21 protein-coding genes are annotated in these 24,847 nt (G+C 45.4%); 13 read left to right on the top strand and 8 right to left on the bottom strand.

Going from position 1 to position 24,847, the window contains the following annotated elements; genetic code table 11:
* A partial coding sequence (locus ASN18_RS01940) for an ATP-binding protein (RefSeq protein ID WP_236861433.1) occupies positions 1 to 248 on the top strand: 248 nt, incomplete at its 5' end.
* A gap of 376 nt (positions 249 to 624) precedes the next feature.
* On the opposite strand, the gene ASN18_RS01935 is transcribed toward ASN18_RS01940, so the two are convergent.
* The 5 genes from ASN18_RS01935 to ASN18_RS01915 all read right to left on the bottom strand — a co-directional run bounded on the left by ASN18_RS01935 (position 625) and on the right by ASN18_RS01915 (position 6,125).
* Complete coding sequence (locus tag ASN18_RS01935; RefSeq protein ID WP_085050914.1) at positions 625 to 954, bottom strand: nitrous oxide-stimulated promoter family protein; 330 nt, start codon at positions 952 to 954, stop codon at positions 625 to 627.
* A gap of 32 nt (positions 955 to 986) precedes the next feature.
* A complete protein-coding gene (locus ASN18_RS01930; RefSeq protein WP_085050913.1) occupies positions 987 to 1,973 on the bottom strand; it encodes an acetyl-CoA carboxylase carboxyltransferase subunit alpha in 987 nt (328 codons plus the stop codon).
* 13 nt (positions 1,974 to 1,986) lie between these two features.
* A complete protein-coding gene (locus ASN18_RS01925) occupies positions 1,987 to 5,370 on the bottom strand; it encodes a DNA polymerase III subunit alpha (RefSeq protein ID WP_085050912.1) in 3,384 nt (1,127 codons plus the stop codon).
* A gap of 49 nt (positions 5,371 to 5,419) precedes the next feature.
* The gene (locus tag ASN18_RS01920; RefSeq protein WP_085050911.1) at positions 5,420 to 5,689 is read right to left on the bottom strand and encodes a HEPN domain-containing protein; all 270 of its coding nucleotides are present in this window, start codon (positions 5,687 to 5,689) and stop codon (positions 5,420 to 5,422) included.
* A gap of 118 nt (positions 5,690 to 5,807) precedes the next feature.
* Complete coding sequence (locus ASN18_RS01915; protein WP_085050910.1) at positions 5,808 to 6,125, bottom strand: nucleotidyltransferase domain-containing protein; 318 nt, start codon at positions 6,123 to 6,125, stop codon at positions 5,808 to 5,810.
* Positions 6,126 to 6,332: 207 nt separating this feature from the next.
* Here ASN18_RS01915 and ASN18_RS01910 point away from each other — a divergent pair, with 207 nt between their 5' ends.
* From ASN18_RS01910 to ASN18_RS01875, 8 genes are all read left to right on the top strand, one after another.
* The gene (locus tag ASN18_RS01910) at positions 6,333 to 7,955 is read left to right on the top strand and encodes an AAA family ATPase (protein ID WP_085050909.1); all 1,623 of its coding nucleotides are present in this window, start codon (positions 6,333 to 6,335) and stop codon (positions 7,953 to 7,955) included.
* The gene (locus ASN18_RS01905; protein WP_085050908.1) at positions 7,952 to 8,851 is read left to right on the top strand and encodes a hypothetical protein; all 900 of its coding nucleotides are present in this window, start codon (positions 7,952 to 7,954) and stop codon (positions 8,849 to 8,851) included. The genes ASN18_RS01910 and ASN18_RS01905 overlap by 4 nt, the downstream gene beginning before the upstream one ends.
* 153 nt (positions 8,852 to 9,004) lie before the next feature.
* On the top strand, positions 9,005 to 9,379 hold the full coding sequence (locus ASN18_RS01900; RefSeq protein WP_236861432.1) for a response regulator: 375 nt from the start codon (positions 9,005 to 9,007) through the stop codon (positions 9,377 to 9,379).
* A gap of 18 nt (positions 9,380 to 9,397) precedes the next feature.
* A complete protein-coding gene (locus tag ASN18_RS01895; RefSeq protein WP_085050906.1) occupies positions 9,398 to 10,267 on the top strand; it encodes an NAD(P)H-dependent oxidoreductase subunit E in 870 nt (289 codons plus the stop codon).
* Between the two features lie 10 nt (positions 10,268 to 10,277).
* Positions 10,278 to 12,185, top strand: a complete 1,908-nt coding sequence (locus tag ASN18_RS01890) for an NADH-ubiquinone oxidoreductase-F iron-sulfur binding region domain-containing protein (RefSeq protein WP_085050905.1) — start codon at positions 10,278 to 10,280, stop codon at positions 12,183 to 12,185.
* Positions 12,179 to 14,662, top strand: a complete 2,484-nt coding sequence (locus tag ASN18_RS01885) for a molybdopterin-dependent oxidoreductase (RefSeq protein WP_085050904.1) — start codon at positions 12,179 to 12,181, stop codon at positions 14,660 to 14,662. The genes ASN18_RS01890 and ASN18_RS01885 overlap by 7 nt, the downstream gene beginning before the upstream one ends.
* Positions 14,663 to 14,876: 214 nt before the next feature.
* Positions 14,877 to 15,833, top strand: a complete 957-nt coding sequence (locus ASN18_RS01880) for a chemotaxis protein (protein ID WP_085050903.1) — start codon at positions 14,877 to 14,879, stop codon at positions 15,831 to 15,833.
* A 30-nt stretch (positions 15,834 to 15,863) separates the two neighbouring features.
* Entirely contained in the window at positions 15,864 to 16,124 is a 261-nt protein-coding gene (locus ASN18_RS01875) for a hypothetical protein (RefSeq protein ID WP_157072781.1), read from the top strand.
* A 129-nt stretch (positions 16,125 to 16,253) separates the two neighbouring features.
* Here the strand turns inward: ASN18_RS01875 and ASN18_RS01870 are convergent, their stop codons facing one another.
* From ASN18_RS01870 to ASN18_RS01860, 3 genes are all read right to left on the bottom strand, one after another.
* Positions 16,254 to 19,031, bottom strand: a complete 2,778-nt coding sequence (locus ASN18_RS01870; RefSeq protein ID WP_085050901.1) for an EAL domain-containing protein — start codon at positions 19,029 to 19,031, stop codon at positions 16,254 to 16,256.
* Positions 19,032 to 19,098: 67 nt separating this feature from the next.
* Positions 19,099 to 20,799 carry an ABC1 kinase family protein gene (locus tag ASN18_RS01865; protein WP_085050900.1) on the bottom strand — a complete coding sequence of 567 codons (1,701 nt, stop codon included), beginning with the start codon at positions 20,797 to 20,799 and terminating at the stop codon, positions 19,099 to 19,101.
* Positions 20,800 to 20,804: 5 nt separating this feature from the next.
* Entirely contained in the window at positions 20,805 to 21,119 is a 315-nt protein-coding gene (locus ASN18_RS01860; RefSeq protein ID WP_085050899.1) for a phasin family protein, read from the bottom strand.
* 151 nt (positions 21,120 to 21,270) lie between these two features.
* On the opposite strand from ASN18_RS01860, the gene pyrE reads away from it, so the two are divergent.
* From pyrE to ASN18_RS01840, 4 genes are all read left to right on the top strand, one after another.
* Positions 21,271 to 21,924, top strand: a complete 654-nt coding sequence (gene pyrE, locus ASN18_RS01855; RefSeq protein ID WP_085050898.1) for an orotate phosphoribosyltransferase — start codon at positions 21,271 to 21,273, stop codon at positions 21,922 to 21,924.
* A 145-nt stretch (positions 21,925 to 22,069) separates the two neighbouring features.
* On the top strand, positions 22,070 to 22,636 hold the full coding sequence (locus ASN18_RS01850; RefSeq protein ID WP_085050897.1) for a hypothetical protein: 567 nt from the start codon (positions 22,070 to 22,072) through the stop codon (positions 22,634 to 22,636).
* A gap of 22 nt (positions 22,637 to 22,658) precedes the next feature.
* The gene (locus tag ASN18_RS01845) at positions 22,659 to 23,759 is read left to right on the top strand and encodes a transporter substrate-binding domain-containing protein (RefSeq protein WP_085050896.1); all 1,101 of its coding nucleotides are present in this window, start codon (positions 22,659 to 22,661) and stop codon (positions 23,757 to 23,759) included.
* Positions 23,747 to 24,841, top strand: coding sequence for a transporter substrate-binding domain-containing protein (locus ASN18_RS01840; protein ID WP_085050895.1), 1,095 nt, complete (start codon positions 23,747 to 23,749; stop codon positions 24,839 to 24,841). Before ASN18_RS01845 ends, ASN18_RS01840 begins: the two co-directional genes overlap by 13 nt.
* The last annotated feature ends 6 nt before the right edge of the window (positions 24,842 to 24,847 follow it).

Below are 24,847 nucleotides of genomic sequence, written 5' to 3'. Positions count from 1 at the left end.
TCGGGACCATAATAATCACGCTTAAGAAAGAAGATGGCAAGATTATAACATTGATAAGTGATAATGGCGGCGGCATCCCTGACACTATTGCTGGTAGTATATTTGAATATTATTTCACAACTAAATCTGATATGGAAGGGACGGGAATAGGATTGTACATGTCGAAGATGATAATTGAAAAAAGCATGGACGGCAGCCTCACTTTTAGAAACACAGGTGACGGAGCCGAGTTTAGGATTGCTGTTTAATGATCCATGGGTTGTCTTGTGTCGTTGCTCGTACATAAATTTAAATAAACTGTCAATAGCGAAAGAACTATACCGTGTACTTAAAAAAGACGGGAACATGTTCTTCGTGAACTACCCCAAACAGAACGCACATTTGAGGGTCAAATTCCTTGATGAGGTTTGTCATGATGTGTATGAGTACGTTTGGTGTTATGGTATTCAGATGGTTAGAGCAGAAAGGCATTTCACTGCTGCACACAGGACAATCCCACATTGCACGAAGTCTGATGCAAATAAGTGGGACATGCTGTTTTGCCTTGTGACCAGCAACTTCTTAATAACGGACAATGGGCAACAAAATAACCATTCTCAGCTTTTTCTAATATTACTTTTATATTCATCTCTTCTTTTTCTTATTAAACAGGCCTTCTATTGTATGCAAAATTACCAAATCAGGTCTTCTCAGCAGCATTCGCGGTTGAGAGTACCTCATCACATCCCTGATCTGCTGCCGTCTGTCTGGTTTATAGCAGTGTATAGTACACTTTGAACACGTAGGTTTGTCGTTTTGATATACGCACTTATCCAGACGCTTATGGGAATACTCAAGCAGTGCCGCGCATTCCGCACAGAGGACGCCCTTTGAGTGATGGAGTTTTTTACAGTAAAACCCAATCATCTTCGTTACTGTTCTCTTCTCAAACTCTATTCTGGTGCCGCTAAACATCCAGCCCTCGCTTGTCTCATTCCAGTCCGAATCTAAGACACCTGTCCAGCGTTTTCAGCATATACGCCGATGTTTCTGAACTTCTGATGTCTTGTCTCTATGAGCTGCTCAACTGGTATGCCCCTTAGTTTTTCAATCTCACGGAGAATATACCTTTTAACATTAGCAGCAGACTCGGCAGGGTCTCTATGGGCACCGCCCTGCGGTTCTTCTATGACCGCGTCTATTATGTTAAAGGCCATCAAATCGGCAGCGGTCATTTTTAAGGCCGATGCAGCGCGTGCATAGTCATCCTGATTCAACACCTTCCCCGAACTCCAGAGTATTGCTGTGCAGCCCTCAGGCGAGATTACTGAGTACACGGAGTGTTCAAGCATGACAAGCCTGTCAGCAACACTCAGAGCCAGCGCCCCGCCGCTTCCCCCCTCACCTATAACTATTGATATAATTGGTACACCAATAGAAAATATCTCCATTAGATTTGTCGCTATTGCCTCAGACTGACCGCGCTCCTCAGCACCAATGCCGGGGAAGGCGCCAGGCGTATCCACAAACGTTACAATGGGCAGGTTAAATCGCTCTGCTAATTTCATAATGCGCAGGGCCTTTCTATAGCCTTCTGGATGGGGCTGGCCGAAGTTCCTGATAATTCGATTTTTTGTGCCTCTGCCCTTCTGATGCCCCGCTATCATCACCGGTATAGTGTCAATCATGCCAAAACCCGCTATAATGGCCGGGTCATCAGCGAACCTCCTATCGCCGTGAAGCTCTGTGAACTCAGTTGTTATTCTCTCTATATAGTCCAGCGTATAGGGGCGTTCAGGGTGTCTGGCAAGCTGGCATTTCTGCCACGGGCTCAGACCAAGGAATATCTCTTTTCTGAGTTCTTGAAGCCTCTGCCTGAGGGCAGTTATCTCCGACTCCAGCCCCGTGCCGTTAGTGCCACTTAACTGCGTCAGCTCTTCTATTTTAAGTTCAAGCTCTTCTATGGGCCTTTCAAAATCTAAATATATCTTCATATCGTCAACAGAGTTAGTTTAGCGCAACAGCGCCCTTACGAGTCAGAGATTCAATCTCATCTATTAACACAATGTCGTTAGAGGCACAGTATGATGTTACAATTACGGTCTCTTTTTCGCTGTCATTGAGGCGCAGGTAAACTGGGAGGTCGCCTTTTGCCGTATGAAGGGCGCCTTTTATTTTAACAAGCGTATCGTGACTGCAGTGCGTTGAGTCAAGCGTTATCTCTATTTTCGAGTACTGTTCATCAAGCGCCCTTTGCAGCTGCGCAACGGCAGAGACAATTATCTTGTGTCCCTTTTCAGAGGAATCATGTCTTCCGGAGATAATGACAATTGTGTCCTTTTTCAATAGCGGCTCTGTGCGTTGAAATACGTCTGGAAACACGATTGCCTCTACAGAGCCGTCGTCGTCCTCGATATTTAATATTGCCATTTGGCCTTTTTTATCCTTTAGCTGTTTCTTTTTTATAGAGGTTATAATACCGGCAAGCCGTACATCTTCGTTTGTAGGCATATCGTCAAGGGCAGAGGTTTTGGCTATGTTTATCCTCTTCAGTTGAGCTTCATATCTCCTTAGCGGGTGACTTGATATGTAAAACCCAAGGGCCTGTTTCTCGTAGCCCAGTTTTTCGCTTTCTTCCCATTCATATACCTGTCCGGTGTGTTTAACATCGAGAGGGTCTCCAAATAGCGATGGCATCGAGCGCATCCCTGTCAGGAGCATATCAAGGCTGTCAAAGGCCATAGCCCTGGATTTAATCAGCACATCGAACGAACCGGCCTTTATCAAACTCTCTATGACCTTTTTATTCACCTTGCGTGAGTCCACCCTTTGAATGAAATCCTCTAATGAGGCAAAGGGCTTGCCCTGACGCACCTCAAGAATCGACTCGATAGCAGCGCTTCCAACGCCTTTAACCGCCTCAAGTCCGAAACTTATCGCAGACCCGATGATTGTAAACTTGCTGTGGCTCCTGTTAATATCAGGGGGGAGTATCTCTATTGACATCTCGTGGCATTCCTTGATGAACTTAACAACCTTGTCCGAGCCGTCTTCACATGAAAGGTTCGCAGCCATGAACTCCACGGGAAAGTGTGCCTTCAGGTATGCCGTCTGATATGAGATATAGGCATAGGCAGCCGAATGTGACTTGTTAAAGCCATACTTGGCAAACAGCGCCATGAGATCAAATATCTTAACCGCCATTTTCTCCCTGATGTTCTTTTTGACAGCCCCATCGACAAAGGCATCCTTCTGTTTGTCCATCTCGTGGCTTATTTTCTTACCCATTGCCTTTCTCAGTATGTCTGCCTGACCCATTGAAAAGCCCGCAAGTTTATTTGCTATCCTCATCACCTGTTCCTGATAAAGAATAACTCCATAGGTCTCATCAAGGATTTCCTTAAGCTGTGGCAGGTCATACTGAACAGGTGTCAGGCCTTTTTTCCTCTTAATAAAATCATCTATCATGCCGCTGCCAATTGGACCGGGACGGTAGAGTGCAACAAGGGCTATGAGGTCTTCAAACCGGTTGGGCGACATCTTTATCAGTATATCCCTCATCCCTGGACTCTCAAGCTGAAACACCCCTGTGGTAAGCCCAGAGCTCAGTAAGTCATACGTCTTCTTGTCGTCGAATGAGATATGCTTTAAGTCAAAGTCTATATTGCGTTCCTTGAAATACTCCAGGGTTTTTTGAATAACGGTCAGCGTCTTAAGGCCGAGGAAGTCAAACTTAAGCAGGCCGATTTTCTCTATCGAATTCATGTCGAATTGGGTAATAACGGCGTCTTCAGATGGATGCTTATACAGCGGCGTGTAATCGGTAAGCGGTGTAGGCGATATAACAACCCCTGCCGCATGAGTAGAGGCGTGGCGGCACAGGCCCTCAAGACGCATAGCGATGTCAAGGAGGCGGCGCACGTCTTCTGATTTTGCATATGCATTTCTGAGTTCAGGCTCGGCCTCAAGTCCCTCTTTAATGGTTATATTGAGGGTTGCCGGAATTAGCTTGGCTATCTTGTCAACCTCGGAGTAGGGCATTGCAAGCGCCCGCCCTACGTCGCGTATTGCGGCCTTAGCGGCCATTGTCCCGAAGGTGATTATCTGGGCTACGTGGTCTTTACCGAATTTCTCAGCCGTATAGTTAATGACCTCGCCGCGTTTGTCCTTGCAGAAGTCCACGTCTATGTCTGGCATACTGATTCTCTCTGGATTGAGAAAGCGTTCAAACAGGAGATTATATTTAAGCGGGTCGATGTCGGTGATGTCAAGGCTATAGGCTATGAGGCTGCCAGCGGCAGAGCCGCGCCCTGGGCCGACGGGGATATCTTTAGTCCTTGCGTAGTTGATAAAATCCCAGACGATAAGGAAATAGGACGAAAACCCCATTTTTTTGATTATCTTCAGCTCGGTCTCGAATCGTTCTGCGTAGTCAGGGGCAATAGTGCTGCCGAGTTTTTTCTTTATACCAGTACGGGCAAGCCTCTCCATGTAATCATCCGGGGTCAGGCCGTTTTCGATTGCGTATTGGGGGAGCATGTTTTTATATAGTTTAAATGTAAGATTACACTTATCGGCCACTTCCCTGGTGTTTAACACGGCCTCCGGGATTTCTGAAAAGGCGGCCTTCATCTCGTTGGGGGATTTGAAATACAGGCCGTCTGTCTTAAATCGCATCCTGTCCGTGTCATAGACGGTCTTACCGGTTTGAATACACAGGAGGATGTCGTGGGCGACGGAGTCTTCTTTTTTCAGATAATGGGTGTCGTTTGTGGCAACGAGTTTGATATTGAGTTCTTTGGAGAGTTCGATGAGTTTTCTGTTTACATCAATTTGTTCCGGGATGCCGTTGTCTTGAATCTCCAGGTATATGTTTCCCGGGCCAAGGATATGTTTATATCTGAGGGCTGCTTCTCTGGCGTTGTCAATCATATCGCGCTGCAGGTAGTATGGCACTTCGCCTTTGAGACATGCGGTGAGGCCGATGAGCCCACCGCTGTACTGCTCAAGCAGGTCCATGTCGATGCGCGGCCTGTAGTAAAATCCTTCCAGATATGCCCTTGAGACAAGCGATACGAGGTTCTTGTAGCCGTCCATGTCCTTTGCAAGCAGGATGAGATGGAAATACGACCCCTTACCGTTGTCTTTTCCTCTGTCGAAACGGCTGCCTTGCGCTACATAGACCTCGCAGCCGATGATAGGTTTAACACCGGCGTCGATGGCCTTTTTATAAAACTCGATAGCTCCGAAGAGATTGCCGTGGTCGGTAACGGCAACCGCTGGCATTTTATACTCGACAGACTTTTCAACAAGCTCATCTATTCGTACAGCCCCATCAAGCAGGCTATACTCAGTATGAAGATGAAGCGAGACATAATCCGAGTGGTTCATGGCAGTGGTAGTTTAACTGATTCTGGCGGTGAGGTCAATAGAATTTTTGCTATTGACCGGTAAACAAGTATCTCTTCACAGAATTTACGAAATTCTCAACCTGTGGAAACAGTTCCAAGACATCCTCATCTAATATGTCTGCATATTCCACATAGTCGCCTTTTTGTCTAAGCTCAAATACGCGATGTAAAATCTTAGACATAGATTTATCGAAAACATTTGTCTTAATGAATTCCTTATCGAACAAAGCAATTGCACCAGAGTGTTTTGACGTTCCCATCTGTTTTGTTTGAAGCAGCGCCAACACGCTGTAAAACAACGCAAACGGTTTAGTATTGCACGGTTATTCATGCCTTCTTTTTGCAATAATAGGGCTTCTTTAAGGCAGTCCTCTGCCTGTTCAAGTCTATATTTTACAAGAAGAAGTATTTCCTCATTCATACCAGAATGCCTTCCCTGTACACCGTCTTAATAAATGACGATTCCCGTATTGGGCTGTCTCTCAATTCACCAATGGTAATCACTATGGGAACGACAACGATGTCTTCGGGAAACCCTGCCTCCCACGCACATCCGCTTATTATACTTTCTATATAGCGGTTGGATTCATTTACAATGACTAAAATATCCAGATCGGAATGCTCCGCTGAATCCCCCCTAGCCCATGAACCGAACACAACCAGCTCACAAACCATGATTTTATCTGACAAGAGAGATTTAAACTTGCCTATCACATTGTTTATTTTTTTTTCCATGTGACCCCAAGCTGCAACGAGACATACTCCGAGTAGTGCATGACAGTGGTAGTTTAACTGATTCTGGCGGTGAGGTCAATAGGTCAAATTGGCCTACATCCAGAACAGATAAAAACATCGGCATTGCTGCTATTGATAACATACCTCATAAATGATTATCATATGGGTATGGAAGAGAAACTCGGGCTGAGAGAGAGGGAGTAAATAATGAGCGAAGAACATAAACGGTCTGAATGGGATATCGCAAAGGCTATTGAAAAATTATATCTTGAAGACAAGTTAGATGAAAATGAGATTATAAAAAGAATAGATGTTAGCAAGTATGAGTTGCGCGGGAGTTTGAGGGCTCTGGCCTTAGCCAACCAATATCGTGAGTCTGATTATGGTGATCAGTTCAAGGAATCAATGTTTCCGCTCTTTCTTAAAGCTGTACGCATTCCAGCGTTGAAGGAGTGGCTTGGCTGGGATGACACTACGAATATCGCAGCCAATAACGTAAATCGCGCTCTTTTTTTTAGCTGGCTCTCATACGAACCATTGGAAAGCAAATATGACTCACCATTAATACAGAAACGTGATGATGTCGTTAGCATTTCAAGAATCCTTAGGAATGAACAGGCTTTTGACTATTTACTAAACACACGTGATCTTGCTGGTGCAGTTAGAAATACAGTGACTATCAGTGATTACATCTTAGCACTGCGTAAGTCATTTGGGAAAACATTTGGACCATTTCTGAGCTTATTTGATAAGGCGAATGGTGCTAGCCTTTCAGGTGTTGAGCAGACTAATATTTTCTCTGATAAAATCGATTCTCATTTTAGCTCGATTACGATTGAATCCTATAAATGCTTACGGAATATCTGTATAGACAAACTTGCTCGTATCAATCTCGTGGCTGGTTTGAACAATTCTGGAAAGACATCCTTGCTTGAGGCCATTTATCTGCTTGCCCGCCAGAATGATTTCGACGGTATACTTGGAGTAATTCAGAGGCGCGGTAAAATCCCTGAAGAGCGCATTCAAGCAGAATGGCTTTTGAATCAGATTGCAAGGCCAATTTCTATTAAAGGCGTTTTTGACGGCAAACAGGCCGATGTAACTATCTCTGTCATTCAGGAAGGTGGTGAATCTCTGGATATGTCAAAATATCTGCAATCGGTAGAAATTACCTCCCAATTTGACAGCCACAAACAAGAATCGCTAACTCGCATTTTCAAAGGGCGGGAGAGGGTTTCGCAAGCTGATTCCATTAAGCTCCTGTGCAAAGCAATATACAGCAGTCCATTCTTTCTAAATGAATCCCGACATTATTCAAGTTCTTATCAGAAGAGCGTTCGCTCTAAGGCTCTCCCTAAGATATTCGATTTCATAAGACTAGAGATTGAGCCAAACATTAGTGACATTCGTTTAGTTGAAGATTCTCAGCGGTTCCTTGTAACCGATTCAAGGTTTGATGAGACCCCTGACCTTACCTCCTATGGAGAAGGACTTCAACGCATATTCTTTATGTCACTGCTCTTTGCATCAGCCCAAAATGGTATTTTGTTGATTGATGAATTTGAAAACGCTATCCATGTTGATCTTATGGCAAGATTTGCACCATTTGTCTATAAGCTCGCAGTAGAATTTAATGTTCAGGTATTTTTAACCAGCCATAGTAAGGAATGTATTGATTCATTTGTCCAGAATATTGATAAAAAAGAAGACATATCCTGTTACGCGCTGGTTCCAAATTCAGAGGGAGCCTTAGAGGTAAGGGGATTTGGAGGTCAGAAATACTCAAATCTTTTACGCATAGCTGATGTTGATTTGAGGAAGGCTCAATGATTAAAAGTATCAATGCCCTTCTTACGTTTTGTGAAGGGCCGCATGATGTAGCTTATGTCAGAATGGTTCTACGCAAACTACTGAATTTTAAAATAGTAAAAGCAAAATTTAAAGAGCTTCCTTCACCTTTTAATGCGATATTCAAGAAGACTGTACAAGAATACGTGCAAGGTGATTTATCTTTGGATATGGCCCATAAGTTTTTTCTACCAGATACAATTTTGCAAAATGGTAACCATATGATTCTGTTATTCAACTGCGGTGGGAAAGATAATTATGACAAGGTAAGGACTTTAATATCAGATTATTTAGAAGCCCTGCAGGATGCCAGAACTTTTCCTCAGGGTGCAGAGGATGTCGTTGATTCTACTCGATATTTGTTTGTCTATGATGCTGATGCTAAAGGAATCAAAGATATTTGTTGCGATGTTACAACTAACTTCTGCTCAATAAATAATGGCGAGGATTTTATCACTCAGGATTGGGGAAAGGCTCCTCACTCAGACTTTGGCAGAGTTGCTGGCGATAAAGCTGTTTATGTGTGGGGAGAAAATCCAGGCAGAGGAACATTAGAAGATATTCTTATCCCATTATTTGCTAATGATAATGAGGAATTAATGACGAAGGCAACATCTGCAGTTGTTAAAATGTTTCCTCGGGATACAGACAATAACGACGCCATAATTGCTGTGCCCGCGTTAGCAAAACAAAAGAAGTCAATTTTAACTTTACTGGGTCAAGGGGAAAAGCCGGGTTCATCAATTGCGGTCATCCTTGAACAATCTAAATTGCTTACCGACACTACACTTAAGGACGATGAGAGAACAGGAGCATTTACAAAATTCGTTGCTGAATTCATAAATCTCCGATCAACACGTGTGCTGGAAGTCATGTAACAGACCCTCATTTCAAAACTATCATTCTATCCTTTTGGGTCAATCTCGAATTGTTTAACAAGGGATTTATTAATTTCAGGCTTTCGTTGTATAATACAAAAGGTTTGTAATGAATAACTGGCTGGAATGTCAGCCGTAGAGGGGTATATGGGTATGCGGAATAAAAAGGTACTTGTAATAGATGATGAGTATATTGTGCGGGTCAGTTGTCAGAGGGTGCTGGAGACAGACGGCTATAGTGTGTTTTTGTCTTCCAATGTCATGGACGGCCTTAAGCTCATAGAAGACGAAGGATTTGACCTTGTGATAACCGACCTGATAATGCCCGGAATGGACGGTTTTGAACTGCTGAAACAGGTACGAGGCAGATGGCCTTCACTAAAGGTAGTAGTGATGACCGGTTATGGCACGACAGAGACGTCAGACAAGTCTTTAGAACTTGGGGCAGACGGCGTTATAAAGAAACCATTCCTGCCTGAGGAACTTCTCTCAGTCGCCGGTACAATCCAAAGTAATTATGTAAATTAAGACGCGGAGGCAATATACATGGAAGGAAACATACTAATAGTCGATGATGATGATATAGTGGTCAAAAGCTGTGATAGTGTTCTCGCCCCTGAAGGCTTTACGATTACCGGCACAACCGACTCCAGCAAGGCCATAGAACTTATCAGGGACAACGACTACGATATTGTCATAACGGACTTGAATATGCCCGGCATAGACGGCTTCGAACTGATAAGACAGATAAATGCGCTTAAACCATCGACTGGGATTGTTGTCATCACGGGTTTTACCTCTCAGCAAAACATCAAAGACATCCTGCAGCTGGGAATAATTGATTATATATCAAAGCCATTTTCCCCGCATACACTCCTTGAGACAATATTGAAGGCCACATATCTTATAAAGAAAATAAAGGCCTTATCTACCGCTGAACCAGATACCGAACCTGACGCCAAAAAGAAGACCGAGGCCCTGAACAATATTATAGACGAGTACAAGTCTGTTCCAGGCTCACTGTTGAGGGTTCTTGAGTCTGCCCAGGACCTGATAGGCTATCTGCCACCTTCCGTGCAGAGATTCATAGCCAACGGATTAAGGATTCCTGTTAGTGAGGTATATTCAGTAGTGTCGTTTTATCCTTACTTCACAATGAAGGCGCGAGGCAAGCACCACATAAGGGTATGCGTAGGCAACGCCTGTCACGCAAAAAAATCAGGCCAGATATTGACCAGATTAAAAAGAAACCTGAATTTTAATGAAGATAACATAACAGCCGACGGGAAGTTCTCCTTTGAAACCGTACGCTGTCTCGGTGCTTGTGGCTTTGCCCCTATTGTGGAGATTGACTACGATACCCACGGCGCCGTTGACCCTGATAAGACATTAGATATATTAAAAGATTATCACTGAGGAGGCCCGTATGCCTGCGATTAAAGTTAGAGCCACTGACAGAAGCATTAAAAAATTAACCATAGAAGACTTAAAGATAATCAGAGAAAAATACAAAGACCCCAGGACTATCGGCACAAAGGCGTCTATTCTCGTCTGCGGCGGTTCTGCATGTGCAGCTCGTGGCAGCTTAAAGATTCAGGAGAATCTGTCCGGCGAATTGGAAAAAAAGGGTATTTCATCATCAGAGGTCTCCGTCTATGAAACCGGCTGCAATGGCTTTTGCAATCAATCCCCTGTGATCAACGTCTATCCTGATATGACATTATATCAGGCATTCAAACCCGAAGATGTCCCTGCTATCGTTGACGAACATTTCATAAAGGGCCAACCGGCTGATAGATTTGTATATAAAGACATCAAGGAAAAAAAATCAATCCCTAACCGGCAGGATATTCCATTTTTTAGCCTACAGACAAGACGTGTACTCAACAAAAGCGGTCTCATCCAGCCTGACGACATAGAGGCTTATATATTCCACAACGGTTACACAGGCTTGGTCAGGGCGGTTACTGCTATGAAACCTCAGGAGATAGTAAAGGAGATAAAGGACTCCGGCCTGAGGGGAAGAGGCGGAGGTGGTTTCCCAACCGGCTTAAAATGGGAAATCAGTATGAACAGGCCTGACCATACGAAATATGTTATCTGTAACGCCGGCCCAATCTCAAGAAGCATAATAGAAAATGACCCGCATTCCATCATTGAAGGCATGATAATAGCAGGACGGGCAATCGGTGCCGCAAAGGGCTTTATTTATGTAAGAGAACCGGACAACCTCTTCATACTGAGGCGGCTGCATACGGCAATAGAAAGGGCGCGTGGCTGCGGCTTTCTTGGAGATAATATTTTTGACAGTGGATTTGATTTCACAATAGACGTGTCCTTCGGGGCAGGGACATTCATCTGCGGTGAGGAGACGGCACTTATTCGCTCAATGGAGGGAAAGCGCGGTTTTCCCACTCCTAAGCCTCCATATCCGGCCCAAAGCGGCCTGTGGGGAAGGCCAACAATAGTTGACAACGCGGAGACATTTGCCAATGTGCCGCTTATTATAGCAAACGGTCAGGCATGGTTCAGGTCAGTTGGAACGCATTCCTCCCCGGGGACAAAGATATTTACCCTCGGCGGTGCAGTCAACTTAAACGGCCTGATAGAAATCCCCATGGGAACGACATTCAGGTCAATAGTATATGAAATAGGCGGGGGACTGAAAAAGAAAAGCACACTCAAGGCAGTTCATATCGGAGGCCCGACAGGTGGAGTTATCCCTGAGTCTCTAATCGACACACCTGCTACGTATGAGGATATAACGGCGGCTGGTGTTATCGTCGGCTCAGGCAATCTAATCATCATGGACAATAATACCTGCATGGTCAACGAGGCCTTAGGCGCTATGGAGTTCGGACACGGCGAGTCATGCGGTAAGTGTGTCCCATGCCGTATAGGGACAAAGGTAATGTACGATAAGCTGCTCGACATAACCGAGGGGCGCGGGAAGCTGGAAGATATTGACATGCTTGCCGAATTAGCCTTTGAGGTAAAGCGCACTACGCTTTGCGGACTTGGACAGACATCTCCTATTATGGTGCTGACTGCCATAAAATATTTCAGAGAGGAATTTGAAACGCATATTAAAGACCACTGGTGTCAGGCTGGCAAGTGCAGGACACTGTCAACCTTTGTAATAGAACCGAAGACCTGTACGGGGTGCGGCTCATGCGCCAGGAAGTGTCCGCAGGGGGCTATAAGCGGCGAAAAGAAAAAACCCCACCTGATAGACCAGGCACTGTGCATACAGTGCAGGAGCTGCTTTGAGACCTGTCCGTTTGTTTCTATTCGCATTGAGCCAAGCGTAGCCGAGGAGGTTGATTCATGGTAAACTTAATTATAGACGATAAAAAAATTCAGGTCCCCGATGGGACAACAATACTTGTTGCCGCTAAGGCAAACGGCATAGAAATCCCTACCCTGTGCTGGGACAAGCGACTTACACCGTTTGGTGGCTGCCGCATATGTCTTGTAGAGATAGAAGGGCGTTCAAAGCTCTATACGTCGTGTTCGACGGCGGCTGAAAATGGCATGGTAGTGTATACCTCTACGCCAGATGTGCTGAAGGCAAGGAAGACGGTGTTTGAGCTTCTGCTTGTCCACCACCCGCTGGACTGCCCGATTTGTGACAAAGCCGGTGAGTGTAAACTCCAGGACATGTCATACATGTACGGCTCCAGCAGCAGCAACTATGCTGGGGAGAAAAAGGCCGACCCTGAAGACATAGCCAATCCACTGATAGATATAAACACCAACAGGTGTATAATGTGCGGACGTTGTGTGCGCGTGTGCTGGGAACATCAGGGTGTAGGAGCTATAAACTTCATTGGCCGGGGGTTTGGCACAAAGGTAAGCCCACCGTTTGAGGAAACTCTAAACTGCGAATTCTGCGGGCAGTGCGTGGACGCTTGTCCTGTAGGGGCGCTTGGTAGTAAACCATTCCGCCACCGTGCGCGGGCCTGGTTCCTCGAACAAAAGGACAACATCTGCCCATACTGCGGCGTGGGCTGCACCATTACGCTGGATATTAGAGAAGGAAGGATTCTCAACGCCAGAGGCGTAGACGGCAAGGGTGTAAGCAAGGGAGACCTCTGCACAAAAGGCCGCTACGGCACGGACTACATATACTCCAGCAACAGATTAAAGACCCCGATGGTCAGGAAAAACGGCGAACTCGTCCCATCCTCATGGGAGGAGGCTATGTATGTGATAGCCAGCGGCATGAAACAGGTATTAACCGCTCACGGCCCGGACAGCATTGGGGCGATTGGCTCGTCACGCTGTTCAATCGAAGACAACTATGTGCTGCAAAAATTCATGCGCACTGTTATAGGCACTAACAATATAGACTCCTCGGCATACTTCGGGTATGCAAAGATATTTAAGGCAATAGAGACGGCATTTGGCCTTCACGAACTTCCTATTGATTTTAACTCTCCACTTGCGAAAAAAGTACTGCTCGTGCTGGAGACAGACATAGCGGCAACACATCCTATTTGGGGACTGAAATTCATCGAGGCACGGCAGCACGGGGCGCACCTCATTGTGGCCAGCGCCAGAGAGACAAAACTCACAAGACACGCCAACACATGGCTTAGAATCAAACCCGGCACGGCGCAGGCGCTTGTCTATGGCATCATGAAGACGGCTATTGACGAGGGGATACATTTGAAAAATGAGTCAGCAGGGAATATCGCGAATTTTTCAGAGATGGCGGGGCTGCTAAATGACTATACCCCAGATAAGGTCAGCGAATTAACAGGGATAGGCAGGGATGAGCTGATTGACACAGCAGCCAGGTTCTTATCGGCTGAGAGTAGGCTTGTTACGACTGCTGCCACACCGGCAAGTAATCTTGAGGGATTAAACTCGCTGCTTGCTGCCGCGAATCTCGTAATGCTGACAGGCGACGGCCCGCGTGCCCTTCAAATGCCAGCAGAGTACTCAAACACATTCGGCCTATGGAAGATGGGCGTAACTCCGGGCTATCTGCCCGGCTATGTGAAGATAACTGATAAACCAGGCAAAGACCTGTTTAACATGCTATATGAAAAAGACTCAATCAAGGCGCTCTATCTGATGGGTGAGGACCCGCTGGTAACATATCCTGATTTAAAGAAACTTGAGGATAAGTTTCAGTCGCTTGAGTTTATCGTAGTGCAGGACATACGCATGACCGCCAGCGCACGATACGCACATGTGGTGCTGCCGGCATCGAGCTGGTCAGAAAAAGAGGGCACATTCATTAATATGGCCGGAATTTATCAGGACGTCAATAAAATTGTTGCCTCAACAGGGGAATCAATGCCCGATTGGCAGATTCTCAGAAACCTTGCAAGGGTAATGAATGTCCCCATAGGGGCAGACAGCCTCAAGACCATACGTGAAGAGATTGATTCTATAAAGGTAGACTTGCCGCATGAGAAATGGAAATACGCCCCCGTGCCTTTTGAACTAGCCGAAAAACCTGACACTAAATACCCACTCGTATTGGTTACGGGAAACCTGATGCAGCACTCAGGGGCGCTCTCAGCTATGTCAACAAGCCTTACGCACGTCATATCGGACGCATTTGTACAGGTCAGCCCTCAGGATGCAGATAAATACCTGCTTGAAGACGGCGGAAATGCAAAGGTTGAGTCCAAAAACGGGGCTGCCACGATGAAGGTACGCATCTCTGAGGAGATACCTGCGGGGATGATATTTGTCCCGCTGCACTTCTTCCGCTGGCGCGTAAACGAACTGACCTCTGTGACGCAGGGCCCTGGTGTGCCCATTACTACAGTGCGCGTGATACCGCAGGACTAATTAAGCGTGCTCAAGTCACACTCAAGTCACAGGGTTTAGCCCACGAATGCAGGTGGTTTGGGGTGGTTCAGACTACGGGGCGTGGCCTTCAAGTTTTTCGAGGGGGGACCACTCCAGCTTAATTTATTTTATTCAATGGTATTAATTTCCACTATACAAATGCCGATAAGTAGAGCTATAGTAAATAGAAGAGTTTATATCTTGGAGGTTAGGGATGAGCAACATCGCAGATGAAATCGAACAAAGGACAAATCTGGCCATGTCAAACCAATTGGAGATGCTGACATTTTACCTCAGCGATGACCAGTTATACGGGATAAACGTGTTTAAAATAATCGAAGTCCTTGAGTGTCCGCCCAAAATAACCAAAATGCCTAACTCCCACCAAGCTGTAAAAGGTACAATAAACTTTAGAGGTAGATCCATTACCGTTATTGATTTGTCAGAAGCACTGGAGATGGAACCAGTTGACTATAAAAATAATATAAGCTATGTCATAGTGTGTGAATACAACTATCTTATTCATGGATTTTTAATAAATTCACCGAATACACTTATTAACAGAAGCTGGGAGGACGTGAAAAGCCCCTCGGCTATCATGAGCAAAACGGCGTGCCTGACCGCCCTTGCATATACGGACGACGGCAAGACGATTCAACTGCTTGACGTAGAAAAAATACTCGCAGAGACAATAGGCGTCGAAGAAGAACTCTCCGGTGATTTTCAGGTTAACCTCGAAAAAGAGGCTGTAGCCATTAACTTTAAGGACTACCATCTGCTCGTCGTCGATGATTCAAAGGCAGCAAGGATGATGTTGAAATCAGTCATGGACAAATTGGGCGTCACATATACAATGATGGAAAGCGCGGTTAATGCACTTCAACTACTGGAGGACTTTTCAAAGGGGGACGTCCCGATTACAGACAGGTTTGCCATGATAATATCAGATATTGAGATGCCGGGCATGGATGGGTTCACATTTACGAGAAAGATAAAGGGGGATTCAAGGCTCTCAGGGCTTTATATCATACTGCACAGCTCACTAAGCAACAAGTCCAACGTATCAAAGGCCAAACAGGTCGGCGCTAACGATTTTCTCCCAAAATTCCGTCCAGACGAGATAGCCGGTAAAATCCTGGACAGGATACACACAATTGCAGGTAAGAATTGACCCCGGTAAATTTCATATGATAAAGTATAATTGAATATTAACAGTGTCCTGATGACACTGAGCCGACAGGCACAAACATGGAGGTTTTTCTTAATGGACAGCGCTGCAGTAGGACTAAGGTATATGGCAGACGTTGGTGTATTGGCAAAGTCGTTAGACATTGGGCGCTTCACTGGGGCCATGGCGATGAAGCTCGTTAACTCGGTCCCATCAAACGGGGAGTTGCGGGCACTTGCAACTCCACCATTTAATCCGGTGGGCACAGGTAAACACGTGAGCATATACGCCTGAGACTGCTGCCGCCGCCAGTGCCGCCGCCCTTGCCAATTTTGCCGCAATGTTGATGTCACGATGCGGCTAATAAGGTAGGAAAGGCAGTGAGAGGAGGGCAGGACGGCGCTGGCGTGCGTGTACCATGTCTTAGTCAAGCAGTTTGAAGATGTGTTCCTCTTCGAGGAGTTTTGAGAATTCCTCCGGTGGAATTGGCTTGTTGAAAATATAGCCCTGAACCTCATCGCAATCAAAAATCCTGAGCAGCTCGAGCTGTGCTATTGTCTCCACACCTTCGGCTATTACCTTGATGTTCAGGCTATGTGCCATCGAGATTATCGTTGATGTGATTACGGCGTCAGACGGGTCTGTAGTACAGTTTCTTATAAAGTTCTGGTCTATTTTCAGTATATCGATTGGGAAGCGTTTTAAATATATCAACGACGAATATCCCGTTCCGAAGTCGTCTATGGAGATGTTTACGCCAAGTTTACGCAGTTCGTTCATTATTTGTATACTTAGTTCAACGTTTTGCATCAGGCCGCTTTCTGTTAATTCGATATCGAGATATTTGGGGTCAAGGCCTGTTTCCTCAAGTATTGTGGTTATTTTTTTAGCAAGTGTAGCGTCTTTGAATTGATGAGCGGAGAGGTTTACGCTTACTCGCTGCGGCGGGAAGCCGCTTTGCTGCCACAATTTGTTCTGAGCACATGCCTCACGCACCACCCACTCCCCGATTGGACATATCAGATTTATCTCCTCGGCCAGCGGGATAAATCTGACAGGAGATATCATTCCCATTTCGGGGTGCTGCCATCGAATAAGGGCCTCACATCCTACGAGTTTACCATTCTTAATATCTATTTGCGGCTGGTAGTGCAGCAATAATTCATTATTCTTCAGTGCAGAGGTGAGCGCCTTCTCAAGGTTTATTTTCTCTAAGATGGCCACATCCATAGAAGCGTCATAGAATTTAAACGAGTTTTTTCCATGTTCTTTTACCTGGTACATCGCCATGTCAGCATTTTTTGTCAGTTGCTCCATGTTATCCCCGTTGTCGGGATATATGCTTATGCCAATGCTTACACCAATGTTACATTGCTGCCCGTCCAGAATAAACGGCTCGTTCATTGCCTTCACTATTTTCCCCGCGATATTGGCGGCATCAGTGGGTTTTGTGATTTTAGCAAGGAGGATTTGAAACTCATCTCCTCCCATGCGGGCAACCGTGTCGGATTCTCTAACAGATTCTCTGAGCCGCGCTGCTACTTCTTTTAAGAGCAGGTCTCCCATATGATGCCCCAGCGTATCGTTTACGAATTTGAACTTGTCAAGGTCTAAGAACATGACGGCAAAGTTGAAGTCAGTCCTTTTGGCCTGCAGGAGCGTCTGTCTCAGGCGGTCTTCGTAGAGAGAGCGGTTTGGCAAGCCGGTGAGCATGTCAAAGTGGGCGAGTTGTTTAAGGCGTTCCTCGGCGTGTTTGCGCTCGGTGTCGTCAATTTTTACGGCTATAAAATGCGTTATATTTCCCACTGTGTCTTTTATTGGCGCTATTGAGAGGAATTCCCAGTAGAGTGTGCCGTCCTTTTTTCTGTTACACACGTCGGCACGAAACTCCTCACCTGCCGTTATCGTATCCCACAGGCGTTTATAAAACTCCGGGGGGTGCTTGCCGGACTTCAATATACTTGGGTTTTTCCCTTTAACCTCAGAGAGCGTGTACCCGGTACATTCTGTGAATTTTTGATTTACGAATTCTATACTGCCGTATTTGTCGGTAATAATAATTGAGCTGAGGCTTTGTTCGACGGCAATGGACAGTTTTCTTAGCTCGTCTTCAAAGCGTTTTCTTACGGTGATGTCAGCGGCTACACAGACGATGTCACCGTTTTCAGTCCCTTTCATCATAGAGAAGCTGCACTGAACTGCTATCTTCCCACCGCTTTTGGTTATTAACCATAATTCTATTCTGCTAATTTTTTCCAAGTGGTCAAGTATGCGCACTTCTTTAAGTTTCTCTTCAATAACATTGCCATCTGAAAAGAGATTTGCTGCCCTTTTGCCAATAAGCTCATCCGCGTTATACATCAGGATGCTGCATACAGTGTGGTTAACTGTTTTTATTTTACCATAGATATCTATGACGAAGAGCATATCGCCCATCGCATCAATAACACCGTTAAGATAGTCCTTGGATACAGCCGTGTTTTGCAGGTTATGGGCCATGTCGTTAAAGGCAGAGGCAAGGTCCCGGATCTCGTCGTTTGACTCCGGCAGGGCAATCTCCTGTGAGAAATCCCCCGCTCCGACCTTGCTGACAGCATGGGCAAGTGTCCTTAGTGGTCTCATAAGATTATAAACCTTCAGTCCTCCAAATATGAATATCAGAACACCGGCTGCCGTCATGAAGAGGAGTATGACTCTCAGATGTTCATTTTTATAACCAGAGATAGACTCAAGTTCGTTCGTTATTCGGTTGCTTATGTTAAGGAGTGCAGTACTTTCTTCAAGATATATTGACTTGAGCCTGCTGTTTTGTGCATCTACCATATCTATATCCATAGCGCTGCCCTTGAATGTCTCAAGCATGGAGATGTTTTCCTTAAACACAGCATCCATTCGTGCAGGTGCGGGGGGATATTTAGCCCCGGATATAGTTCCACCCTTGTAGAGCGTGTGAAGATTTAGTTCATACTCGGTGACGGTTTTCGCGAGATTCTCTTTGTCGGAGAAGTCTCCGTATGCGGCTGAGAGTGCGTACTTCGCAGCCATTTGAGAGAGCATTCGCTGTTTGCCCGCAAGATTTATAACTCTGGAGTCGTCCTTTTGCAGCAGTTGGTAGTAATATATGGTGGACAGCTCCAGGACGCCTGTCAAAGTAATCAGAAACAAAAGGATATTTATTTTCTTACTTAGAGATAGTCTCATAAGACGTATTATAGCTTATACATACAAATAATTTCATTGACTGCAAGAGGCGGGGCTGGTAATAAATTTATAGTTTGCCTGAGCGCAGTATTGATATTATCAGCCAAATGCCCAGGAAAAACGCAATTGTAAAGCCCAGAGTTCCTATTGCCGGGATGTCGAATATCTTCGCACCCGTCCCTGAGAGTGTCAGTATCGATGAACTCATTATTATTGATGCTATAACAATACTGAAAGACAACCTGTTGGATGACTTTTCTAAGTCCCTTGTCAGACGGTCTATGCCTGCTATTTGAGACTTTATTGTGAAGTCTCCGGCAATCATCCGCCTTAGAAGTACACGGAGTTTTTTTGGTGTGTCTATTAGTGAGTCGGCGAGGCCGGACAGGTGTCTCTCAAGTTTATCAAACACCCTCTTAGGGCCATATTTTTTCATCATCAGTGTGGATGTGTAGGGTGCAGCGGCAGTGATAAAGTTAAAGGTAGGTGCCAGCTCCCTTACCGTGTTGTCTACGATAAGCAGGCACTTGTCTATGAGCAGCAGAGACGATGGTACCTTCAGCTTATGTTTTATCGCAAGATGCGTCACAGTGTTCAGGTACTCGGCGAAGTTAATCTCCGCAAGCGCACTGTCATAAAGCGGCAGGAGAAGTTCCATCATATCTGACAGGAAGTCCTGTCTGAATCGGTCTACATCCATCTCGTCTGTTATCATCCCCAGCTCAACGAACTGGTCTATCAGTGACTCGAAATCCTTGTGTACAAGGGCAATCAGGAGCGCTGCGATGCTTTCCATTACTACAGGGGTCAACCACCCTGCCATTCCGAAGTCAACGATTGCAATACGCCCGTCATAGAGGACGAACAGATTACCCGGGTGCGGGTCGGCGTGAAAGAATCCATCATCAAGTATCATCTTAAAATACGCGTTTACAAGTGCTGCCGCTATTTCATCCCTGTCAAGCCCTGCCCTGTCTATTGAGTTAATATCGCTTATCCTTATGCCCTCGATTCTCTCCATTACCAGCACCCGTTCGGACGTGAATTCCGGGTACAGCAGGGGAATCTTAATAGTCTTGCCGTCTTTGAAGTTCTTTGAGAAGCGTTCGATGTTTTTTGCCTCTTCAAAGAAATTCAGCTCTTTTTTTATCGTCTTTGAAAACTCAGAGATTATTCCCAGCGGGTTAAAGATCTCTGTGTCCGGTATATACTTGAGCATCAGGCTGGACAACATCTTCATAATGCTTATGTCTGTTTCAACTGTCTCTTTTATTTTAGGGCGCTGCACTTTTACAACCACTATGGAGCCATCCTTAAGGGTTGCCCTGTGTACCTGGGATATTGATGCGGCGGCTATCGGGGTTTCTTCTATCTCCGCGAATATCTCTTCTATGGGTCTGCCGAGTTCTGTTTCGATTATCTCTTTGGCGCTTTCATAGGGGAAAGGCGGTACCTCGTCCTGGAGCTTCTCAAACTCCTGGGCATAGCGCTCTGTTATCAAATCAGGACGTGATGACAGTATCTGTGCGAGTTTAATAAACGACGGGCCGAGTTCCTCGAATACCTGCCTGAGGCTTGCTGCAACTGTGTTGTCTAGGACTACCCCGCCAGTTAGCAGCTTGATACGTTTTCTGAATGGGATCAGCCCATATAGGTTCAACTGTTCAATAAACTGTCCGAAGCCGTGCTTCACTAAAACATTCAGAATCTGTGTTATTCGGTTTATGTTCCTGTAAGTCTTTCTTATTTTGAGGAGTTCGCTGAACATCGCTTCTATTTGGCGTCAGCGCGGCTGTCTTCATAGGCGGCAAGGCGTTGTGAGAGGGCAGCAACTTTTTTATTAAGTTTTTCGATGTCTTCCTTTGTGGCAAGGTTCATCTTACCGATGACCATATCTATTAGCTCTGAGATGTTGATGTTTATACCAGAACCTGCGCTGGTAATCTTTTCAGACCAGTCGCTTAACATAGTCTTGCCCTGAGATTCGCTTAACTGCCCTTTTTCTACCAATCCTTCAATAAACTCCCTGAGCATTTCCTGCGCCCCAAGGGCTGCCATCATTGTGTTTTTTACCATCTCAAATAACATATTGCCTCCTTTAGCACTAGCCATAGGGGATTCTAACATAAAAAGGTAGTTTAATACCAAACCCCTGGGAGTATTATACTTGAATAAATCATCGGGGATTTGTTAGTTTTACATGGGTGACATTAACGGGGATAAATAAGGATAACGAACGATGGAATATATGATAAGGGGCATGATGGCGAGGTTGTTATGGGAGACGGGTGCGGTAAAGGTCTCAGTGGAGAAGCCGTTTCATTTGGCGTCGGGGAATTATAGTCCATTTTATATAAACTGCCGGGCGTTGATATCAAATGCAGCAGTGATGGATATAATCACGGCCTTCAGTCATTACATATGTATGTCGAAGGGGCTAAATTTTGATGTAGTAGCGGGTGGTGAGACGGCTGGGATACCATTTGCGTCATATATAGCTGGCAGGCTGTCAAGACCGATGGTATACATAAGGAAGAAGCCGAAGGGCTACGGGATGGGTTCGCTCATCGAAGGTATATTAAAAGAAGGGGACAGGGTATTACTGGTAGAAGACTTGATAACGGACGGCGGGAGTAAAGAGGGGTTTATAAGTGCAATCAGGGCAGCAAATGCACAGATAAGCGACACGCTGGTGGTATTCGACAGAGAGCAGGGGGGCAATGATTTTTTAAAGCGAATGAACGTTGAATTGCATCCGCTATGCACACTAAAAGGCGCAATAACTGACTGGTCAAAAATGGAACTAATCCCCGACGACACAAAGAAAGAAATCGAGTCCTACCTTGAAAATCCGCAGGACTGGCACGAAAGCCGGGGGCTTGCGTTTAAGTAGGGGGGAGGCGATACCCCTATCAGTCTATTTGTAATTTCCAAATGCGTTTGCCCTGGGCAATGTGCTATTGCACGTGATATTTTTTAACTAATCATGTATACTATCTATGTGTCAGCGTTGAGCTACCACCGGAGGAGGAAGACAGATGTTGAGGTATTTGTTTTTAGCCCTGTTGTTGTGTGCTGCGGTAGTAAGTTCAGTCAGTGTTAGCGCGGCGGAGGAGGGCGCAGCCCCGGAGGTAAAACAGTTCGGCCCCGATGACATCCATACCATCATCGAACTCGACGGCAGCAATGCCATGGTAATGTCTTTTGCAGAGCTGGGCATTGTTGATCTGATTACCGTATCATATTCATATACCAGCGGCGAGGACAACACTACTGTCGAACATGTTCTGGTAAACGCTGCCCCATCAATAATTCCTGTTGAGAAGACTGCCATTGCTAAAATCAATATCAAAGATGACCCGAAATACTCTAAGTTTATTACAATGACTCCTAATATCATATTTTCTCCAGTTGGGGCAAAGTTTGAAAAAGTTCAGACTGTTGAGGCTGGTACTCAGCGTTATTACTTCCTCTTTGTCCTTAGGGATGGCTGCGATGACTGTAATGCTGCCGGATACGCCCGAATTGCCTTTGATTTCGACAAAGACGGTAATTTTATAAAGGTCGTTTTGGTCAAATTGATGAAGACACGCCAACCCCTCTGACCAGTTTAACTGCCCAAAACAAGTGTTTAGAACTATCACAATAACAATCTCCACTCTTCTCTTAGTGGCAGCCCTTATTGGTAGTGCAGGTGTTGAAACTCCTGCCGCCGCAGTTGCGGCAAAGACTTATACCGTTGGGTTCATCTCCGAACCCTGCTATATCAGTAATACACCAGAGGGATACGTCGAGGGGCTTATCGCCGAGATATGGATAGAGATTGCTAAACGGGCCGGCGTGAACTACACGTTTCGGGAATTCAAAGACGCTGCAGGGCTGAGAGAGAAACTAATCTCCGGAGAGGTTGATTTCTTTTTAAACGGTATCAAAAGGACATCAAAAAACGCTGACATTGCCGTGTTTTCACAAGTCTTTCATGTATCGAACCTTTCAATTCTCCTGATAAAGGTATGGAACTTGCGGCTTATTGAAAATTTTAAGGCCGTATCAGTCGTATGGTCTGGGGTTGTGATGCAGATATTTGCTATGTTTATGCTGGTTGCATTTATTTACGCCAACATTCTATGGTTTTTGGAAAAAACTCCAGGTGCGGTAAAAAGCTATAAGAAAGGCATTTTTGATGCAATGTGGTGCGTTGTTGCTATGGAGACCACTATAGGGTTTGGAGACATCGTACCGAGAAAGTTGTTGGCGCGCATGTTTTCTGTTGTAGTGTGGTTTACAGGTCTTTTGCTCATTACACTTATATCTGCTGAGATAATCTCCGAGTTTTCTACAAATAAGATACTCTACACTATCAGGACTTTCTCTGACTTAAAAAACAACACGGTAGCAGTCCCCAACGACCTCAGTATTATCAATGACATGAAAGCCATTGGGGCTAAACCTGTGGTTGTTTCAAATTATAAGGACATCTACGATATATTAAAGAAAGGAAAGGCTGACGCCGCAGTTCTTAATTCCCTGCCTGCCATTGAACTTGCTAAACAAGCATACGGGCTTGCCCCGAACACTATCGATAGTACAACACATGAAGTCCAGTGGCAGGCCGGTATGTCCACAAAGACATTCGATAAAAGGCTTTTTGATGAGATCAACAATATTATATTAGATATGCGCTACGACGGCTCCATTAGCGCTATGCACGACAAATGGCTGCACTGAGAATCCTCATACTAATTCTATCCATCTATGCCCCCGCTGACGCTGAACAAGAGAGCTACAAGGTTGGTGTGCCTTTAGTTCCGGGTATCTGTCAACGGCACCCGGATAATGGATTGAGCGGCTTTGCCGTTGATATGTGGCGGGAGACTGCCCTGCGCTCATCGCTTAAATATGAGTTAGGCTCGTGCGGCAGCATCCCTGAGTGCATGGCAAAGTTTTTTTCTGGCAGCCTTGATATTGTTATTATTGGTATCCAGCCCTCCAGAGAAAACTCGGCAATAGCCGTGTTCAGCCGACCAGTTTATGTCTCAGGCATTCGGATTCTGACGAGGGATAAGCAGCAAAACCCGTTATTAGCTGACATCAATGCGCTGACGACCTTGTACTCACCAATGGTGATACAGTCGATGCTTGTCTTTTTAATATTTGTTTTAATATTTGGCAACGTACTTTGGCTTTTGGAGAGAAAAGACGATGCCTTGATTTCCCGCAGCTACAAAAGCGGTATCTCCGACGCAATGTGGTGTGTACTGGCAATTAAGACAACTATAGGATTTGGTGATGTGGTTCCGAAGAATTCTCATGCCCGATTGTTGTCCATACTGATATGGCTTGTTGGGCTTTTGCTGATTAACCTGATCACAGCAGATATCGTATCTGAATTTGCGGCAACCAAAATGAAAAGCAGCATCATCGGCCTTGAAGACCTCAAGGGTAAGAAAATTGCCGCGGTTAATGACAATATAACAATTTCAGAGCTTAATAAAATTGGCGCTGTAGTTGTCGTCAAACCTACCCTTGAGGCAGTATATGAAGAAATGAAAACAGGGAAAGCTTTCGGAGCAGCCCTCTATGCCGGAGTAGTCACTGTTTATGCGAAAAGGGCAGCGGCTGACGGCCTGTCTGTTAAGATTATTCCCGGCAGGTACAACAACCGCTATACATCAATAGCAATACGAAGGACTGCCATGCTGAAAGACCCCAATCTGCTCAATAAAATAAACCGTGCTATTGACGATATGTACGAAGACTCTTATATGCTTTTTCTTAAATCGAAGTGGCTTGATGAGGGCAGTCGGTAATACAGT

The sequence above is a fragment of the Candidatus Magnetominusculus xianensis genome (assembly GCA_001541255.1).
GTDB classification, from domain to species: Bacteria; Nitrospirota; Thermodesulfovibrionia; order Thermodesulfovibrionales; family Magnetobacteriaceae; genus Magnetominusculus; species Magnetominusculus xianensis.
Note: the sequence above shows the minus strand (reverse complement) of the source record. Positions and strands in the feature narration are given on the sequence as shown.

What these genes read in the sequence shown, in the direction of transcription:
- ASN18_RS01935 (WP_085050914.1), bottom strand. Translation starts at nt 954, where the DNA reads ATGTTTAGCGGCACCAGAATAGAGTTTGAGAAGAGAACAGTAACGAAG.
- ASN18_RS01915 (WP_085050910.1), bottom strand. Translation starts at nt 6,125, where the DNA reads ATGGAAAAAAAAATAAACAATGTGATAGGCAAGTTTAAATCTCTCTTG.
- ASN18_RS01905 (WP_085050908.1), top strand. Translation starts at nt 7,952, where the DNA reads ATGATTAAAAGTATCAATGCCCTTCTTACGTTTTGTGAAGGGCCGCAT.
- ASN18_RS01895 (WP_085050906.1), top strand. Translation starts at nt 9,398, where the DNA reads ATGGAAGGAAACATACTAATAGTCGATGATGATGATATAGTGGTCAAA.
- ASN18_RS01840 (WP_085050895.1), top strand. Translation starts at nt 23,747, where the DNA reads ATGGCTGCACTGAGAATCCTCATACTAATTCTATCCATCTATGCCCCC.
- pyrE (WP_085050898.1), top strand. Translation starts at nt 21,271, where the DNA reads ATGGAATATATGATAAGGGGCATGATGGCGAGGTTGTTATGGGAGACG.
- ASN18_RS01890 (WP_085050905.1), top strand. Translation starts at nt 10,278, where the DNA reads ATGCCTGCGATTAAAGTTAGAGCCACTGACAGAAGCATTAAAAAATTA.
- ASN18_RS01865 (WP_085050900.1), bottom strand. Translation starts at nt 20,799, where the DNA reads ATGTTCAGCGAACTCCTCAAAATAAGAAAGACTTACAGGAACATAAAC.
- ASN18_RS01880 (WP_085050903.1), top strand. Translation starts at nt 14,877, where the DNA reads ATGAGCAACATCGCAGATGAAATCGAACAAAGGACAAATCTGGCCATG.
- ASN18_RS01870 (WP_085050901.1), bottom strand. Translation starts at nt 19,031, where the DNA reads ATGAGACTATCTCTAAGTAAGAAAATAAATATCCTTTTGTTTCTGATT.
- ASN18_RS01925 (WP_085050912.1), bottom strand. Translation starts at nt 5,370, where the DNA reads ATGAACCACTCGGATTATGTCTCGCTTCATCTTCATACTGAGTATAGC.
- ASN18_RS01850 (WP_085050897.1), top strand. Translation starts at nt 22,070, where the DNA reads ATGTTGAGGTATTTGTTTTTAGCCCTGTTGTTGTGTGCTGCGGTAGTA.
- ASN18_RS01910 (WP_085050909.1), top strand. Translation starts at nt 6,333, where the DNA reads ATGAGCGAAGAACATAAACGGTCTGAATGGGATATCGCAAAGGCTATT.
- ASN18_RS01860 (WP_085050899.1), bottom strand. Translation starts at nt 21,119, where the DNA reads ATGTTATTTGAGATGGTAAAAAACACAATGATGGCAGCCCTTGGGGCG.
- ASN18_RS01930 (WP_085050913.1), bottom strand. Translation starts at nt 1,973, where the DNA reads ATGAAGATATATTTAGATTTTGAAAGGCCCATAGAAGAGCTTGAACTT.
- ASN18_RS01900 (WP_236861432.1), top strand. Translation starts at nt 9,005, where the DNA reads ATGCGGAATAAAAAGGTACTTGTAATAGATGATGAGTATATTGTGCGG.
- ASN18_RS01885 (WP_085050904.1), top strand. Translation starts at nt 12,179, where the DNA reads ATGGTAAACTTAATTATAGACGATAAAAAAATTCAGGTCCCCGATGGG.